15 protein-coding genes are annotated in these 16,400 nt (G+C 64.3%); 4 read left to right on the top strand and 11 right to left on the bottom strand.

The annotated features are described in order from the left end of the window. Nucleotides 1-60 precede the first annotated feature (60 nt). Nucleotides 61-519, bottom strand: coding sequence for an Lrp/AsnC family transcriptional regulator (locus tag CAER_RS0118725; RefSeq protein ID WP_027236801.1), 459 nt, complete (start codon nucleotides 517-519; stop codon nucleotides 61-63). Then, nucleotides 516-971: an Lrp/AsnC family transcriptional regulator gene (locus CAER_RS0118720; protein ID WP_027236800.1), complete on the bottom strand. Its 456-nt coding sequence runs from the start codon at nucleotides 969-971 to the stop codon at nucleotides 516-518. Before CAER_RS0118720 ends, CAER_RS0118725 begins: the two co-directional genes overlap by 4 nt. Nucleotides 972-1,103: 132 nt before the next feature. Between CAER_RS0118720 and ilvC the strand changes: the two genes are divergently transcribed. The 4 genes from ilvC to CAER_RS0118700 all read left to right on the top strand — a co-directional run bounded on the left by ilvC (nucleotide 1,104) and on the right by CAER_RS0118700 (nucleotide 4,568). Next, nucleotides 1,104-2,126, top strand: coding sequence for a ketol-acid reductoisomerase (ilvC, locus tag CAER_RS0118715; RefSeq protein WP_027236799.1), 1,023 nt, complete (start codon nucleotides 1,104-1,106; stop codon nucleotides 2,124-2,126). 89 nt (nucleotides 2,127-2,215) lie between these two features. After that, nucleotides 2,216-3,124, top strand: coding sequence for a DMT family transporter (locus tag CAER_RS0118710; protein ID WP_027236798.1), 909 nt, complete (start codon nucleotides 2,216-2,218; stop codon nucleotides 3,122-3,124). A 92-nt stretch (nucleotides 3,125-3,216) separates the two neighbouring features. Next, nucleotides 3,217-3,660, top strand: coding sequence for a hypothetical protein (locus CAER_RS0118705; RefSeq protein WP_027236797.1), 444 nt, complete (start codon nucleotides 3,217-3,219; stop codon nucleotides 3,658-3,660). After that, entirely contained in the window at nucleotides 3,657-4,568 is a 912-nt protein-coding gene (locus CAER_RS0118700; protein WP_027236796.1) for a DMT family transporter, read from the top strand. The genes CAER_RS0118705 and CAER_RS0118700 overlap by 4 nt, the downstream gene beginning before the upstream one ends. Nucleotides 4,569-4,583: 15 nt before the next feature. On the opposite strand, the gene glmM is transcribed toward CAER_RS0118700, so the two are convergent. The 9 genes from glmM to CAER_RS0118655 all read right to left on the bottom strand — a co-directional run bounded on the left by glmM (nucleotide 4,584) and on the right by CAER_RS0118655 (nucleotide 16,387). Further along, nucleotides 4,584-5,930 (bottom strand): phosphoglucosamine mutase, encoded by a 1,347-nt coding sequence (gene glmM / locus CAER_RS0118695; protein ID WP_027236795.1) that lies wholly within the window; start codon nucleotides 5,928-5,930, stop codon nucleotides 4,584-4,586. Between the two features lie 26 nt (nucleotides 5,931-5,956). Next, on the bottom strand, nucleotides 5,957-6,952 hold the full coding sequence (folP, locus tag CAER_RS0118690; protein ID WP_027236794.1) for a dihydropteroate synthase: 996 nt from the start codon (nucleotides 6,950-6,952) through the stop codon (nucleotides 5,957-5,959). After that, on the bottom strand, nucleotides 6,949-7,869 hold the full coding sequence (locus CAER_RS0118685; RefSeq protein ID WP_027236793.1) for a dihydroneopterin aldolase: 921 nt from the start codon (nucleotides 7,867-7,869) through the stop codon (nucleotides 6,949-6,951). The genes folP and CAER_RS0118685 overlap by 4 nt, the downstream gene beginning before the upstream one ends. A gap of 129 nt (nucleotides 7,870-7,998) precedes the next feature. After that, complete coding sequence (locus tag CAER_RS0118680; protein ID WP_027236792.1) at nucleotides 7,999-8,652, bottom strand: cell wall hydrolase; 654 nt, start codon at nucleotides 8,650-8,652, stop codon at nucleotides 7,999-8,001. Between the two features lie 170 nt (nucleotides 8,653-8,822). Next, nucleotides 8,823-11,399 carry a putative PEP-binding protein gene (locus CAER_RS0118675; protein ID WP_027236791.1) on the bottom strand — a complete coding sequence of 859 codons (2,577 nt, stop codon included), beginning with the start codon at nucleotides 11,397-11,399 and terminating at the stop codon, nucleotides 8,823-8,825. A gap of 179 nt (nucleotides 11,400-11,578) precedes the next feature. Continuing rightward, nucleotides 11,579-13,672: a glycine--tRNA ligase subunit beta gene (glyS, locus tag CAER_RS0118670; RefSeq protein ID WP_027236790.1), complete on the bottom strand. Its 2,094-nt coding sequence runs from the start codon at nucleotides 13,670-13,672 to the stop codon at nucleotides 11,579-11,581. Nucleotides 13,673-13,682: 10 nt separating this feature from the next. Further along, a complete protein-coding gene (gene gltS, locus CAER_RS0118665) occupies nucleotides 13,683-14,894 on the bottom strand; it encodes a sodium/glutamate symporter (protein ID WP_027236789.1) in 1,212 nt (403 codons plus the stop codon). A gap of 11 nt (nucleotides 14,895-14,905) precedes the next feature. Next, nucleotides 14,906-15,427: a DUF6446 family protein gene (locus CAER_RS0118660; RefSeq protein ID WP_027236788.1), complete on the bottom strand. Its 522-nt coding sequence runs from the start codon at nucleotides 15,425-15,427 to the stop codon at nucleotides 14,906-14,908. Nucleotides 15,428-15,445: 18 nt separating this feature from the next. Then, nucleotides 15,446-16,387, bottom strand: coding sequence for a glycine--tRNA ligase subunit alpha (locus CAER_RS0118655; protein WP_027236787.1), 942 nt, complete (start codon nucleotides 16,385-16,387; stop codon nucleotides 15,446-15,448). Nucleotides 16,388-16,400 lie beyond the last annotated feature (13 nt).

The following is a 16,400-nucleotide window of genomic DNA, read 5'->3' as shown; positions in this document are numbered from 1 at the left end:
CGACAGAAGTTCCCCCCATTTGCGCCAAGCCGGTTTCTGATCGGCAACAAAAGGGCGGCGTCAGCCCAGCGGACCCGGCCGCCGCTCCTCGCTCAGCAGCACATTGGCCTCAACATTCCCCACCCCCGGCAGGGTCATTACCCGGCGACGCAGCACGCGCTCAAAATCGGAGATGTCCCGCGCCGTCACCCGCAGGCGGTAGTCATACATGCCCAGCACATGCTCCACCGTCTGCACCTCGGGGATGGCAGAAACCGCGCGCTCGAAATCCTCCAGGCTGACCCGCCCCTTGGTCGCCAGCTTCACGCCCAGAAAGACGGTGACGCCAAACCCCAGCTTCTCCTTGTCCAGTTCCAGCCTGCGGCCCGCGATGATGCCCGCTTCCTGCAGCCGCTTGATCCGACGCCATGTGGCGGGCTGGCTGAGGTCCAGCTGCCGTCCTAAGGCGCCTGCCGACAAGGTCGCATCCTCGGACAGCGCCCGCAGGATGCCAAAGTCCAGATCATCCAGCGCGCTCATACCGGCAGCACCTCATCCGACTTGATCCGCGCCACATGCATCAGCGCCTCGATATCGGTGATATGCGGCAGGTTCAGAATGCCGGCGCGGTAGATCTGCTGGTAATGCGGCATGTCCCGCGCAATCACCGAAAGCCGCACATCGACCTGGCCCAGGAAGGTCTGGATCTCGATCACCTCGGCAATGCCACGGGCCGCCTCGATGAATTCGTCAAAGGCGCGCGGGTTGGTCTTGTCCAGCGTCACCCGCAGGGAAACTTCGACCTCGTAGCCCAAGGCTCGCCAGTCAATCACCGCCCTCTGCCCCAGGATCACGCCGCCCTCGCGCAGCTTCTCCAGCCGCCGCGACAGGCGCGAAGCAGTTAGGCCCAGCCGTTCGGCCCGATCCGGAATCGATTGCTCCGGGTCGCTTTGCATATAGCGCAGAATGCGCCGGTCGAGATCATCAAGCATGATTTCTTCACTATCAGGCAAAATAACGAATGGCTACCGCAAAGAAACTGCGAATTTCATGCACATCAGCAATCGCCTTCCCTGCCCGCATGCCTATGATGCCATCAAACACCAAATGAAAGGACGTGGATCATGCGCGTTTATTACGACCGCGATTGCGATGTGAACCTGATCAAGGACAAGAAAGTGGCCATCCTGGGCTATGGCTCCCAAGGCCACGCCCACGCGCTGAACCTGCGCGATTCCGGCGCCAAGAACCTTGTCGTTGCACTGCGCGAAGGCTCCCCCTCGGCCAAGAAAGCGGAAGGCGAAGGCCTGCAGGTCATGGGCATCGCGGAAGCGGCGGCCTGGTGCGACGTGATCATGTTCACCATGCCCGACGAACTGCAGGCAGAAACCTACAAGAAATACGTCCACGACAACATCAAGCCGGGTGCCGCCATCGCATTCGCCCACGGCCTGAATGTGCACTTCGGCCTGATCGAGCCGAAAGAAGGCGTCGACGTCATCATGATGGCACCCAAGGGCCCGGGCCACACCGTGCGCGGCGAATACACCAAAGGCGGCGGCGTGCCCTGCCTGGTTGCGGTTCACACCGACGCCACCGGCAAGGCGCTGGAAACCGGCCTGTCCTACTGCTCCGCCATCGGCGGCGGCCGCTCCGGCATCATCGAAACCAACTTCCGCGAAGAATGCGAAACCGACCTGTTCGGCGAGCAGGCCGTTCTCTGCGGCGGCCTGGTTGAGCTGATCCGCTGCGGCTTTGAGACCCTGGTCGAAGCTGGCTACGCACCGGAAATGGCCTATTTCGAGTGCCTGCACGAAGTGAAGCTGATCGTTGACCTGATCTATGAAGGCGGCATCGCCAACATGGACTACTCGATCTCCAACACCGCCGAGTACGGCCAGTACGTCACCGGCCCGCGCATCCTGAAGTACGACGAAACCAAAGCCCGCATGAAAGCGGTTCTGGAAGACATCCAGCAGGGCAAATTCGTCCGCGACTTCATGCTGGAGAACCAGGTTGGCCAGCCGACCCTGAAAGCCTCCCGCCGTGCCAACGACGAGCACCTGATCGAAGAAACCGGCGCCAAGCTGCGCGGCATGATGCCGTGGATCTCGGCCGGCAAGATGGTCGACAAAGAGAAGAACTAAGGCGCCCGCGGGACCACCCGCTGACCTTACCTCTGCAGGGCGCTCCGATTTGGGGCGCCCTTTTTCATTTATTCCATTGAGGGTATCCGATGCCAGACTCCCCCGGCGCCGCCAATTGGGCCAAGCTCCTGTTCCTCGGTGTTATCTGGGGCGCCTCTTTCATGGCGGTGTCACTGGCGCTGCGAGGCTTCCCGCCGATGACCATCGCCGCGCTACGGATCTCCATCGGCGCGCTGTGCCTGCTGAGCGTGGTCTATGCGATGGGCATCGGCCTGCCTTCGCCGCGAACGCGCGAAGGCCGGATCATCTGGGCCTGTGCCATCGGCATGGGGTTCTTCACCAACGCCCTGCCCTTCACCCTGCTCAGTTGGGGGCAGACCTATGTGGCCAGCGGCTTTGCCGGGGTTTGCATGGCGGTGGTGCCGCTGTTTGTGCTGCCGCTCGCGCATCTGCTGGTGCCGGGCGAGCACATGACCCTGCGCCGTACAATCAGCTTCCTGATCGGCTTTGCCGGCGTTGTCATACTAATCGGCCTCGACGCCTTCCGCTCTGCCGGAACGGATTTTGAATCACTCGCCCGCCTCGCCTGCCTCGGTGCGTCGCTCTGCTACGCCATCGGCTCAATCATCACCCGGCTCTGCCCGCAGGTGAACATGCTGTCGCTTTCCGCCGCAGCGCTCCTGTGCGGCGCTGCCATGATGACCCCCGCCGCGCTCTGGGCCGAAGGCGTGCCGGAACTGCCCGCCGCCCTGCCGCTGGGCGCGGTGATCTACCTCGGTTTGCTGCCAACCGCCCTCGCCCAAGTGCTGCTGGTCCAGGTCGCCCGCAGCGCCGGTCCTGCGTTCCTGTCCACCGTGAACTACCAAGTGCCGGTCTGGTCGGTGATCTTTGGCGCCGCGCTGCTCGGAGAAACCTTGCCACCGCAGTTGTTTGCCGCGCTGGCGCTGATCCTTGGCGGCCTCCTTCTCAGCCGCAGCCGCCGCCCGCGCGTGGCGTAAGCCCCGAACACTTCGATAGATAACAAAGCAATTGCCATTGACCCCGCCCGCTCGGCGGGGTCTTGTCGCGCCGTGAACCGCAGGAGAAAACCATGCCCAGCGCTGAACCGCGCGACACTCCCAAGCAATGGCTGAAGGCAATTGCGATCTGGGCCTTTCTGGGGTTTTGGATCTATTTCTTCTCCTTTAGCCTCTACGCTTCCGGATGCCACAAGTTCAGCCGCCCTGCGGATGAGCGGTTGCGCAAATGCGAAAACAGTCTGCGGTTTACAGGCTTTCTGTATACTGACCATCAGCGCGCCACCAATTTGATCAATCAAGGCATCGCACAGGCAGACCTTGGCGAAGATGCAAAAGCCGTAGCCTTATTCACAAAGGCAATCCCTCTACTCACAGGAGCGTCTTCGTGCAACCATCGCCATTTGCAGCCACAGCTCGAAACACTTGACCGCAAGATGAAGGACCCGGCAATCCTGCCACGGGCGCTCGAACTCTTTCGGACCGCAATTGATGAATGGGCCAAGAGCCGGTCATGAGCACAAGCAGCATCACCCCGCGCTACTGGCTGATGATCGCCACTCTCGGCTTTGTCTGGGGCGCAACCTTTTTGCTGATCAAGCTGGCGCTGGACGGGATCACCCCGTTCTGGCTGGCGGCCAGCCGGATTGGCTTTGCCGCGCTCCTGCTGTGCGCGGTCTGGGGCTGGCGCGGGTTCAAGCTGTTCAAGTCTGAAACCAACTGGCCCTCGCTGGTAATCATCGGCATCCTCAGCACTGCCCTGCCCTTCATGCTGATCTCTTGGGGCCAGCAGCATGTCTCCTCCGGCTTCACCGGCGTCAGCATGGCGGCAATCCCGCTGATGGTGCTGCCGCTGGCGCATGTCTTTGTCCCCGGAGAGCAGATGACCCTGCGCCGCCTTATCGGCTTCTGCATCGGCTTTGCAGGCGTCGCGCTGCTGATCGGCGGCAAGGCGTTTGAGACGAGCGGCGCAGAGCTTGAGGCTTATGGCCGCGCCGCCTGCCTGTCTGCCGCCGCTTGTTACTCGGTCAGCTCCATCCTGACCCGCCGCCTGCCGCCGGTGGACCCGGTAGGGCTGGCGGCCATCCTGCTGGTGATCGGCTGCTTCATCATCTTCCCGGCCGCCTGGGCCGTCGAAGGCCCGCCAGTGATGCCGGACAGCCGCACCCTGCTCATCGCGGCCATCCTCGGCCTGATTCCCACCGCTGCTGCCAACCTGCTGCGCGTCATCGTGGTGCGGGAGGCAGGGCCCACTTTCATGACCCTCACCAATTACCAGGTACCGGTCTGGGCGGTGGTGCTGGGGGCGGTGTTCCTGGGCGAGGAGTTGCCGCCCTCAATGCTGCTTGCGATGGCGATGATCCTGGGCGGCCTTGGCCTCAGCCAGTTCGGCAGGCTGAGCCGCCTGTTCAGCAAAGGGGGCTGAGCGCCCCCTGCCGGATCACTCCGCCACAGCCGCCTCGACCGCGGCAACAACGCTGTCGACCGCCAGCGTCATCAGCTCTGCGTCCTCGCTCTCGGCCATCACCCGCACCAGCGGCTCTGTGCCGGATTTGCGGATCAGCAGCCGCCCCTGGCCGTCCAGCATCTTCTCCGCCGCGGCAATCGCGTCCTGCACGTGCTCATCTTCCAGCGGCGCCTGGCCCGCCTGGAACCGCACGTTGCGCAGCCGCTGCGGCACAGTCTCGAACTGATGCGCCAGCTCTGAGGCTTTTTTGCCGGTCTGAACCATTTCAGCCAGGAAGTGCAGCCCCGCCATCAGCCCGTCGCCGGTGGTGGCAAAATCGCTCATCACGATATGGCCCGACTGCTCACCGCCAAGGTTAAAGCCGCCCTCGCGCATCCGCTCCACCACATAGCGGTCGCCCACGGCAGTGCGCTCCAGGCCCAGCCCCTTCCCGTTCAAATAGCGTTCAAGGCCCAGGTTCGACATCACAGTCGCCACCAGCGCGCCGCCCGCCAGCTGGTCCTGTTCGGCCCAGCGGGTCGCCAGCAGCGCCATCAGCTGGTCGCCATCGGCCACAGTTCCGGTCTCGTCGATCACGATCACCCGGTCCGCATCGCCGTCCAGGCAGATGCCCGCATGGGCACCATGCGCCACAACTGCTTCGGCGGCTGTCTGCGGATGCGTCGACCCGCAACCGCGGTTGATGTTCAGCCCGTCAGGCGCCACCCCCACCGGGATTACCTCAGCGCCAAGCTCCCAAAGGACTTCCGGCGCTGTCCGGTGCGCCGCGCCATTGGCACAGTCAATCACCACCTTCAGACCGTTAAGGCCCAGGTTGCGCGGCAACGAGCTTTTGACCCGCTCGCCATAGCGAAAGCGGGCGTCATCGATCCGCTTGGCCCGGCCGATGTTGGCTGCCTGGGCCGGCTCGACGCCCGCCTCAATCAGCGCCTCGATCTCTATCTCCGCACTGTCCGAGAGCTTGAAGCCATCGGGGCCGAAGAACTTTATCCCATTGTCCTCGGAGGGGTTGTGGCTGGCCGAAATCATCACCCCCAGATCGGCCCGCATCGACCGCGTCATCAATCCGACCGCAGGCGTCGGCACCGGCCCAAGCAGCAGCACGTTCATGCCGGTAGAGGTCAGCCCCGCCGTCAGCGCGTTTTCAAACATGTAGCCGGACAGCCGGGTATCCTTGCCGATCACCACCCGGTGCACCCCGGTGCCGTCGCGCCGGAAATAGCGCCCGACAGCGGCGCCGATGCGCAGCGCCATTTCGGCGGTCATGGGGTGAATATTGGCGGTTCCGCGCACGCCATCGGTGCCAAAGAGATTTCGCATCAAAGTTTTCCTGCCCAAATAGGGCCTTAGCGGACGGCCTGCCAAAGGCGCAGCGCCTGAACCGTCCCGGCCACGTCATGCACCCGCAAAAATTGCACGCCTTGCGCCAGGGCCGCAAGCCCCACGGCAATCGAGCCCGGCGCGCGGGCTTCGGCACGCGGCTCCCCGCCGATCCTGCCGATAAAACCCTTGCGGGAAACGCCCAGCAAAATCGGGCAGCCCAGCCCGTGAAACAGGCTGAGATTGCGCAGAAGCGTCAGGTTGTGTTCCTGCGTCTTGCCAAAGCCGATGCCGGGATCGATCACGATCTGCTCGCGGATTACACCGGTCGCTTCCAGCCGGTCGATCTGCTGCTCGAGGAAGTCATACACATCCAGCAGCACGTTGCCGTATTGCGGGTCTTGCTGCATGGTGGCGGGATCGCCCTGGGCATGCATGATGCAGACCGGCACGCTGGCCTGCGCCGCCAGCGGGGCCAGCGCGGGATCGAAGGTGAACCCGGAGACATCATTCAGCAAGTCCGCCCCAGCCTCCAGCGCTTCCAGCCCGACCGTGGCCTTGCGAGTGTCGATGGAGATGGGAACAGAGCTTTCAGCCCGGATCGCCGCAATCACCGGTGCAGTGCGGGCAATCTCGTCGGCCTCGGCCACTTCCTCAGCGCCTGGCCGGGTGGACTCGCCGCCCACATCAATGATCGTGGCGCCGTCGGCCACCATCTGCAACGCTGCTGCCTTGCCGGCCTCAACGCCTGTATGTTTGCCGCCGTCAGAAAAGCTGTCAGGGGTTACATTCAGGATGCCCATGATCTGCGGCTGGGTCATGTCCAGCCCGGCAATGGACGCACGCCGCGCGCTCAGCCGACGGCGTTGCAGCTCGGGCACCAGTCCGGCCGGCGCGATCCGCGGCGGCGCGTCGCGGCTCAGGATCTCAACCTCGGTGAACCACAGGGCGGAGCCTGCAAGCGGAACAGCGCCCTCGGGGCGCGCCTCGCCATGTCGAACCAACGGCCGGTAATATATCACAGTTGTGCTTGCTCCACGCTGACGGCCCGCAAGGGGACACCGGGATTATCAGGCAAATCCCCGCCAAGCACAATCATTTCACCTGCCTCGAAGGTCGCCGCAAACCAGGCCGCCAGCGCCACCGAGTTCGAGGGCGGCGCCGAAGGCCCGTCCACCGCGTCCAGCACAATCTTGGAGGGGGCCCAGACGCAGATCTGGCCGTTTTTCATCGCCCAGTCCAGCTCGGTCCGGGTCGAGACCACCACGCAGCGGTCGTCCTTGGCCGCCAGCCGCCAGGCGTTCTGCTCAATGGCCAGCAGGTCGATGCGCCGCTGGGTCCACTTGTGGCCGGTCGTGGGCACCTGCAGCGGATGGGTGCCAACGCACAGGATCAGCGGCCGCTTGCGGCATTCCATCTGATCGATCCAGCCGGTCAGGTTTCCGCTGTCGATGGCATCGTTGGACAGGTACATCAGCCGCGGGTGCGGGCGTTCTTCCTCATCCACCAGATGGCTGATCTGATCCTTGGAGCGCACCACCTCGACGCCCAGCGCGCCGGGGCCGCGGTCCAGTTTTTCAATCCGCACAAAGGCGCGCACGGCCTGATGCTCCAGGAGGATCCGCTCGGCCACCCGTTCGGCCAGGGTTTCCAGCAGGTTCAGCCGCTCCGCCGCCAGCTCATGCGCAATCGCCTCCGTCACCTTGTCATAAGACAGGATCCGGTCGACATCGTCATCCAGATCCTTGGGCAGCGGCGCCACTTCCACCACCACGTTGAAACAGATCCGCTGGGTGGTGCCGCGCTCTGCCTGAAAGGCTCCGATCTCCACCTCAACGGTATGGTCGCGCAGCGAAATACGGTCCAGCGGACCCGGTGCGGCAGTCGCCATGGATCGCTCGGAGGGATGCGCAAAGGCAAGGCGGATTTCAGAGGGCATGGAAGATCGGGCCTTTGGCTGGCTGTGTCGGGTGTGGGTCCCAACAATAGTCTTTCGGCGCCTTCATAACAGTCCCGCAAACGCCACGCCAGTAGCTGAAAGCGGCACGGATGTGCCGCCTTCAGGCGCTCAATTGCTCAGCGCGGTCCGGTAGCGATCGTCGCGGTAGAACACATGCACGCCGATGCGCGTGGTGTTTGTGAAGACCCGGCTCCAGCGCGGCCGCACCGCGGTGGTGTGATAGTAGGTCGCGCCATCGGTGAGCTCAGTCTTGAGCCCGTCCAGCGCCGCCCGCGCCACCTTGGCCACCCGCTGATAGGCCCGCTTCTCGTTGATCACTTCCTTGTAGCCGTCGCAGGTGTAGGTGAACTGGCACTGGTACTTGCGCCCGGTGCCCTGGTTGATCACACCGCACAGCGTGTTCGGGAACTGGGCGCTTTTCACCCGGTTCAGGATCACCTCCGCCACAGCGAACTGGCCCTTGACGGTTTCGCCCCGGGCCTCGAAGTACAGCGCTTCCGCCAGGCAGGCAAACTGCTCGCCGCCCGTGGCCTTGGGGCGGGAGTCCAGCCACGCCTTGCTGTATTCAACTTTGGTCTGGGGCTTGCGGCTTTTGAACGGACTCGAGCGGAATCCGAAAAGTCCGCTGAATTTCCGCTCAGGCACCGCGTTCAGACTGGCCTGTTCGCGTTCGATCAGTGAGTCCAGGCCGGTTTCGGCAGCAACACTTTTACCCATCGTGATGGTGGCAGCCATCACGGCAATCATAGTCAACAATTTCATTCAGGGTTCCCCCGTCCTTGCAGCTTGTGCCCGGTTTCCCCAGCACATGCGGTCGCATCCCTTAATGGAAATGGCCCGAAACGTCCAGCTTTCGGAGGGCTGCCGCACGACTAGGAAAACACACGAGCCGCCGGTCTCGCGCCGGCTGCTGCTGAATGCTCCGATTTTTCTTAATATTTTGTGTAGGTTGGCGCGACCTGGCCGGTTTGGCTGGAAATCGCCAATTGGGCTGCGGCCAACCGCGCAACCGGCACGCGAAAGGGCGAGCAGGAAACATAATCAAAGCCCGCGTCCCGGCAAAAGGCGATCGATTCGGGGTTGCCGCCGTGCTCACCGCAGATCGACAAGGTGATGTCCCCGTTCTCCGCCCGGCCGCGCTGCACCCCCAGTTTCAGCAGCTCGCCAACGCCATCGGTGTCCAGCACGTGGAACGGATCTTCCGGGAAAACGCCCTGATTCACATAATCAGACATGAACCGCCCCGCATCGTCACGCGACAGGCCATAAGTCATCTGGGTCAGGTCATTGGTCCCGAAGCTCAGGAACGCCGTGTGCGGCGAAATCTCCCCCGCCCGCAGCGCCGCGCGCGGCGTTTCCACCATCACCCCCAGCCGGTAGGTGAAATCCTCGCCCCGCTCCGACTTCACCGCCGCGGCCACCGCGTCAATGCGGGCCTTGACCAGCTCCACCTCGCGCTTGGCCGAAACCAGCGGAATCATGATCTCCGGCACCACCGGGTCGCCCCATTTGGAGGCCTCCAGCGTGGCCTCGAATATGGCCCGCGCCTGCATGTCGTAGATTTCCGGCACGGTGACCCCCAGCCGCACGCCGCGCAGGCCCAGCATCGGGTTGTATTCGCCCATCTCCTCGACCCGGCGCGTCACATCGCTGACAGGGATGCCCAGGGCCTCGGACAGCTCGCGCTGGCCGGTTTTGGTGGCGGGCAGGAATTCGTGCAACGGCGGGTCGAACAGCCGGATGCAGACTGGCATCCCCTCCATGATACGGAACAGTTCGCGAAAGTCGTCGCGCTGCATCGGCAGCAGGCGTTCCAGCACCGCGGCACGGCCCGAGGACGTCTCGGCAAAGATCATTTCCCGCATCACTGTCAGGCGGCCAGGGTCAAAGAACATATGCTCAGTGCGGCACAGCCCGATACCCTGAGCGTTGAATTTCCGCGCAGTTTCAGCGTCTTCTGGCGTATCCGCATTGGCCCGGATGCCGATGTCGCGGGCGTCGTCGGCCCAGGTCAGAAGGGTCTGCAGCGCGCCGTCCTGCGCCGCTTCCAGCATTTCCGGCTGACCCGCCAGCACCTGGCCGCTGCTGCCGTCGATCGTGATGAGGTCGCCGGCCTTGAACACCCGGCCATCCGCCGCCTGCAGCATCTTGCGCTTGGTGTGAAACTTCAGGTTGGACGCGCCGACAATACAGGGCAGCCCCAGCCCGCGGCCGATCACCGCCGCATGGCTGGTCATGCCGCCCTTTTCGGTCAGCACCCCGGCGGCGGCGTGCATACCTCGCACATCCTCCGGTGAGGTTTCCCGCCGCACCAGAATGCAAGGCTCGCCGCGGGCGGCACTGGCCTGCGCACCGGCGGCTGTGAAGACCAGCTTGCCAGTGGCGGCGCCGGGGCTGGCGGCAATGCCGCGGCCGATCATGTCGCGCTTGGCATCCGGCGCCACCTGGCGGTGCAGCAGCTCATTCAGAATATGCGCATCGACCCGCATCAGCGCCTCTTCCTGCGGGATGATGCCATCCTCTGCCAGCGCAACCGCGATCCGCACCGCTGCCTGAGCCGTGCGCGCCACCCGCACCCCGTCCAGGATATGCACCCGGCCGTTGTCGACGACGAATTCCAGCTGCATCTCCTCGCGCAGCTTGCGGCGCATCAGCGCGGCATGGGCCTGCAGATCCGCAAAGGCCTCCGGCGCCAGCTCCTCCAGCGACAGCCCGCGCGCATCCTTGGCCAGGTACAGCGCCCCGGCCCCCGCCCCCAGCGCGTCGCGCCCCTGGCTTTGGCTCAGATAGCGCCCGGTCAGCTGCGGCTGGCCCGTGGTGGTGTTCACCAGCTGCAACACGCCGGAGCCGCATTCGCCCTGGCCCACACCGGGGATCATCTCCTGCACCACCAGACCCAGCCCCGCATCGGCCGGCGCGCCCTTGGCCTGGCGCAACAGCCGCGCCGAAGTGCCTTCCCACGCCCGCGCCATCGAGCGCAGCACCGCCGCGAGCTGCTCGCCCGGATCCTGCGGGAACGGCTCATCGGTTTCCGCCTCATAGGCGTGCAGGATCTCGCTCAGCGCATCCGGGCCGCCGTCCTCGACATCGTCGAACACATCCGGATCCAGCCGCGCCACATGCACCGCGTAGGACTGCACGAACCGCAGATACAGCGCCGCCGCCGCTTCCCGGCCCAGGGTGTCGCACAGATCGACATAGCGGGCATCGTTCATGCCGATGTTCAGGATCGCTCCGGGACCGCCCCAGTCCGGGTCTTCGGAGGACGGGCGCACGCACAGCAACGCCTCCGAGTCGAACTCGTTCAGCACCGCCGACAGATCCGGCAACTGCCCTTCGGCAATGGCATGCACCGCATCAAAGGACAACGCCACCGTGCGCGGCACCGGCAGATCGAGCCGCACCAGCCGCTGCAGGCATTTCGCCCGCCCGCCATGGGTGGCGGTGGCAATCGGTGCGGTGGCGGTGATGAGGCAAGCCGGCGGGGTCTGTTCGAAATCTTTCTGCACTGCAGCGTGTCTCCTTTGCCTGTCACCATAAGGGGAAGACGCGGTGGCGCAAGAGCCTTGTACCGGCCTGCCGGAAGCTGAAAGCGGTTCAGAAATGAAAAACCGGCCTTCCCTTGCGGAAAGGCCGGTCCCTGCGGGGCGAGTATTTTTTGGAAAGATGAAAGCGCGGCCGCGCCCTCTCAGCCCTCGACCTTGGTGAGGTCGGCCACCTGGCCGCAGACCTGGCGGATCTGGCTCAGGAGGTTGAGGCGGTTGCGGCGCAGCACCTCGTTCTCCGCGTTCACCTGCACCGCTTCAAAGAACGCATCGACCGGCGCGCGCAGGGCGGCCATGCCCCGCATGGCCGCCGCGAAATCTTCGGCCTCGATGGCCGGAGAGATCGCCGCCCCGCCTGCCTCCAGCGCATCGAACAGCGCCTTTTCGGTTTCGTCCTCGGCAAACTTGCGGTCGGCGCCGAACGAGTATTCCACGCCGTCTTTTTCCTCCGCCTGGGACAGGATGTTGTTGGCGCGCTTGAAACCCTGCAGCAGGTTCTCGCCATTCTCGGTCTTCAGGAAGTCCTCCAAGGCGCGCGCGCGTTTCACCAAGAGGGTCAGGTCGTCGTTGCCCCCCATCGCGATGCAGGCGTCGATCACGTCATGGCGGATGCCCTGATCACGCAGGAACACCTTGAGGCGGTCGTGGAAGAAGGAGAGGAGATCGTCAGAAGTTTCCTCGTAGTCTCCCGCCACAGGTGCCGGAGTGCGTTCAAGGTGCGTCCAGAACACTTTCCGGACCCCCACGCGCAAATCATTCTCCAGCACCAGCCGGATCACGCCCAGCGCGGCGCGGCGCAGGGCAAAGGGGTCTTTCGATCCGGTGGGCTTTTCGTCGATGGCCCAGAAGCCGGTCAGCGTGTCCAGCTTGTCAGCCAGCGCCACCGCGACCGAGACCGGCTCCGACGGCACATCATCGGACGGCCCCAGCGGCGAATAATGCTGCTCGCAGGCGTTGGCGACTTCCTGCGGCAGGCCCGCGGCCTCGGCGTAGTAGCGGCCCATCAGGCCCTGCAGTTCCGGGAATTCATAGACCATTTCCGACGACAGGTCGGCCTTCGCCACGCGCGCTGCCTGCTCTGCCAGACCGGCATCAGCACCAACAACCGGCGCGATCTCGCGGGCCAGCGCGGCAATCCGGTCGATGCGCGCGGCCTGGGTGCCCAGCTTGTTGTGGAAGGTCACGTTCCCGAGGTTATCTACCCAGGCGCTCATGCCCGCCTCGGACTTGGCCGTGCGCAGATCGTTCTCCCAGAAGAACTTGGCATCGGCCAGACGCGCCGACAGGACCTTTTGATTGCCCGCCAGAATGGTGGCGCCGTTATCCGCGGTCTCGCGATTGGCGACGGTGATGAACCTCTCGATCCGGCCCGTCTTGGGGTTCTTCACCGAGAAGAACTTCTGATGCTCCTTCATCGAGGTTTGCAGCACCTCCGGCGGCAGTTCCAGGAACTCTTCGTCAATCGCGCCCATCAGCACCACCGGCCATTCGACCAGGCCTGCGACCTCCGCCAGCAGGCCCTTGTCCTCAACCACGTCCAAGCCGCTGGCAAAGGCCTGATTGGTGGCCTCCTGCCAGATCGCCTCGGCCCGTTCGCGGGCGTCCAGAACCACATGCGCGCGCTTCAGCTTGGCGGCGTAGTCGTCAAAGCCGCTGACGGTGATCTCATCCGGCGCCATGAAACGGTGGCCGCGGGTGGTGTTGCCCGCCTTGATGCCGTCGATATTCAGATCGACCACGGAGGCGCCGTTTTCATCCGACAGGATGCACAGGATCGAATACAGCGGCCGCACCCAGCGCAAGGCGCCTGCGCCCCAGCGCATGGATTTCGGCCAGGGGAAGTTGCGGATGGTGTCTTCCAGCACTTCGGCAATAATCTCCGCCGCCGGGCGGCCCGGTTTTTCGATCAGCGCGAAATAGACCGCGCCTTTGGGGGTTTCGCGCTCTTCCAGCTGGTCGCGGGTCAGGCCCGCACCGCGCAGGAAGCCCTCGATGGCCTTGTCCGGCGCGCCGACCTTGGGGCCTTTGCGCTCTTCCCGGACGGTCGGGCTTTCCGCCAGCAAGCCGTCCACCGCCAGGGTCAGGCGGCGCGGCGTCGACAGCGCCGCGGCCCCGGCATAGGTGAGACCCGCCTCGACCAGGCCATCGGTCACGCGCTTCTTCAGATCCTCGGCGGCACGCGTCTGCATGCGGGCCGGGATTTCCTCGGAAAAGAGTTCAATGAGCAGGTCGGGCATCTGGATGTCCTCAGAAGTTCACAATCGCCTGGATGACGATCGCATTGGCGATATCAACAAAGAAGGCGGATACAAGGGGGAGCACGACGAAGGCAATAGGCGACGGCCCATACCGTTTCGTGACAGCGGTCATATTTGCGATGGCGGTCGGGGTGGCCCCCAGCGCGAAGCCGCCAAAGCCGGCAGCCAGCACCGCGGCGCGGTAGTTGCTTCCCATGACCGGGAACAGAACCCAGATCACGAATGCCACCGTCAGCAAGGCCTGGAGGGCCATGATCACGGCAATCACAGCCCCCATTTCGGCAATCGTCCAGAGCTGCAGGCTCATCAGGGACATTGCCAGGAACGTGCCCAAGGCAAACTCCGACACCAGCGCCAGCGAGGGCGTGCGCGAGACCGGTGCCGCAGCTGGCGCCAAGGCGCTGCGCAGGTTCGCAATCACGATGCCCATGATCAGGCACGGCACGAACAGCGGCAGCTTCAATCCGGCAGCGGCAATCGCCCCGTGCAGAAAAAAGCCCGAGATGATGGCCAGGTTCAGATACAGCAGAACCCGCATCACGGTCAGATGGTCAATCCGGGAGACTGCCGGCGCGCCCTCCTCGGGCAGCCCGACCGTGTGCTGCTCGTCAGGGCGGGCGGGGGCAAGGCTGCGGCCCTCGACCAGCAGACGCGCAACCGGGCCGCCGACCAGGGCGGCCAGAACCAGTCCCAGGGTAGCAACCGCCACGCCAAGCTCGGTTGCCCCCTCAATCCCGGCGGCATGCGCAACTTCCGGAGCCCAGGCAATGGCGGTGCCATGTCCGCCGATCAGCGCCGCAGAGCCAAACAGGACCCCTGTCTGCAACGGGTAGCCGAACAGCACCGCCCCGGCGGCACCGATCACATTCTGGGCAACGATGGTCACCAGTGTCAGGACAAGCAACAGCAGCAGCGGCCGCCCGCCTGCGATCAGGTCCGAAAGCCGCGCATTGAGGCCGATGCAGGCGAAAAACAAAACCAGCAGAAAGTCGCGCGGCGCCAGGTCAAAGGACAGCTCGAGGCTGAACATCAGGTAAAGGCCCAGAACCGCCAGCGACCCCAGCAACCCGCCCGTCACCGGTTCGGGAATGTTGAAGCGCCGCAGCACATCAACGCGCGCGTTGATCTCCGCCCCCAGCAGATAGATGGCAAATCCCAGCGTAAGCGTGAGAAAGCCGGGTATCTGATAGGTTTCACCCACAGGAACCCCTGTCAGTTCTCTGGCCGGGGCGGGCACTCCTCGCCCACAACGGTGCCGTCATAGGCTTTCTGGCCGCAGTCGTTCAGCTCATGCCAGGCATAGCCGCGGCCCGCATCGGTGACGGCGACAATCCGGTCGACGCCATAGGAAATGTTCTTGACCGAAAGGAAGGACTTGGCCGAACCATCGGCCAGCTTGGCGCCGATGGCCGCCGCATCGAAGCAGTCAAACCACTCCGGCGCATTGCGCGGCTCAATCTTGTCCGACAGGGTAAAGACCTGGGCCAGCTCGTCCGGCGTCATCTTGGTGTTGAAACAGGCCCGGTAACGGATGGGGGAGCTGCCGGCGTCAATCGCCTCGAAATCCGCATAGGCAATCGGTTGCCCCTCGCCGCCATCCAGCGGCACCAGCACCACGTCGCGTCCCGGCTGCAGCGCGACCTCATCATAGAAGCCATAGACCTGCAGGTAATACATCGCCCCCCCGGCGGCGAGCGCGAAGACGATCAGGATCAGCGCAAGGAGTTTCCCCATGACGTATCAGTCCCCTGCTCAGGCCGCGGTCTCAGCCGTATGCCCGCCGGCCTCTGTCAGCACGAAGGCGTCGGCGCATTGCTTGGCCAGCGCCCGGACGCGGCCGATGTAAGCCTGTCGTTCCGTGACCGAGATCACCCCGCGGGCGTCCAGCAGGTTAAAGATGTGCGAGGCCTTGATGCACTGATCATAGGCCGGATGCGCCATGATGATGCGCTTGCCGGTCTTGGGGTCGATATGCTCCTGCGACAGGATCGCGGCGCATTCGGCCTCGGCCTCCTCGAAATGGCGCAGCAGCACTTCGGTGCTGGCCACGTCGAAATTCCAGCGGGCGTATTCTTCCTCGGTCTGCTTGAACACATCGCCATAGGTCAGCGGGATCATCGCGTCCGGATCGTTGAAGGGCATGTCCATCACGTGATCGACACCCAGCACATACATCGCCAAACGCTCCAGGCCATAGGTCAGTTCGCCGGACACCGGGTGGCAATCATGGCCTCCGACCTGCTGGAAATAGGTGAACTGGCTGACTTCCATGCCGTCGCACCAGACTTCCCAGCCCAGCCCCCAGGCGCCCAGCGTCGGGCTCTCCCAGTCATCTTCGACAAAACGGATGTCATGCAGCGCCATGTCGATGCCGATCGCCTCCAGCGAACCCAGGTACAGCTCCTGCAGGTCCGGCGGGCTCGGCTTGATCAGCACCTGATACTGGTAGTAATGCTGCAGCCGGTTCGGGTTTTCGCCATAGCGCCCGTCGGTCGGGCGGCGCGAGGGCTGCACATAAGCCGCGGCCCAGGCCTTGGATCCCAGCGAGCGCAACGTGGTCGCCGGGTGGAAGGTTCCGGCGCCGACTTCCATGTCATAGGGCTGCATCACCGCGCAGCCCTTGGCGGCCCAGTAATTCTGAAGCCTCAGGATAATCTCTTGGAAGGAGCGCGGCGCGCCGTTGGTCTGGGTCATCTGTCATCCCTAC

It is taken from the genome of Leisingera caerulea DSM 24564 (assembly GCF_000473325.1).
GTDB classification, from domain to species: domain Bacteria; phylum Pseudomonadota; class Alphaproteobacteria; order Rhodobacterales; family Rhodobacteraceae; genus Leisingera; species Leisingera caerulea.
This window is presented reverse-complemented; position numbering and strand designations above follow the sequence as displayed.

What these genes read in the sequence shown, in the direction of transcription:
- CAER_RS0118680 (WP_027236792.1), bottom strand. Translation starts at nt 8,652, where the DNA reads ATGAAATTGTTGACTATGATTGCCGTGATGGCTGCCACCATCACGATG.
- CAER_RS0118710 (WP_027236798.1), top strand. Translation starts at nt 2,216, where the DNA reads ATGCCAGACTCCCCCGGCGCCGCCAATTGGGCCAAGCTCCTGTTCCTC.
- CAER_RS0118660 (WP_027236788.1), bottom strand. Translation starts at nt 15,427, where the DNA reads ATGGGGAAACTCCTTGCGCTGATCCTGATCGTCTTCGCGCTCGCCGCC.
- CAER_RS0118700 (WP_027236796.1), top strand. Translation starts at nt 3,657, where the DNA reads ATGAGCACAAGCAGCATCACCCCGCGCTACTGGCTGATGATCGCCACT.
- CAER_RS0118725 (WP_027236801.1), bottom strand. Translation starts at nt 519, where the DNA reads ATGAGCGCGCTGGATGATCTGGACTTTGGCATCCTGCGGGCGCTGTCC.
- CAER_RS0118720 (WP_027236800.1), bottom strand. Translation starts at nt 971, where the DNA reads ATGCTTGATGATCTCGACCGGCGCATTCTGCGCTATATGCAAAGCGAC.
- ilvC (WP_027236799.1), top strand. Translation starts at nt 1,104, where the DNA reads ATGCGCGTTTATTACGACCGCGATTGCGATGTGAACCTGATCAAGGAC.
- glyS (WP_027236790.1), bottom strand. Translation starts at nt 13,672, where the DNA reads ATGCCCGACCTGCTCATTGAACTCTTTTCCGAGGAAATCCCGGCCCGC.
- CAER_RS0118705 (WP_027236797.1), top strand. Translation starts at nt 3,217, where the DNA reads ATGCCCAGCGCTGAACCGCGCGACACTCCCAAGCAATGGCTGAAGGCA.
- glmM (WP_027236795.1), bottom strand. Translation starts at nt 5,930, where the DNA reads ATGCGAAATCTCTTTGGCACCGATGGCGTGCGCGGAACCGCCAATATT.
- CAER_RS0118685 (WP_027236793.1), bottom strand. Translation starts at nt 7,869, where the DNA reads ATGCCCTCTGAAATCCGCCTTGCCTTTGCGCATCCCTCCGAGCGATCC.
- CAER_RS0118655 (WP_027236787.1), bottom strand. Translation starts at nt 16,387, where the DNA reads ATGACCCAGACCAACGGCGCGCCGCGCTCCTTCCAAGAGATTATCCTG.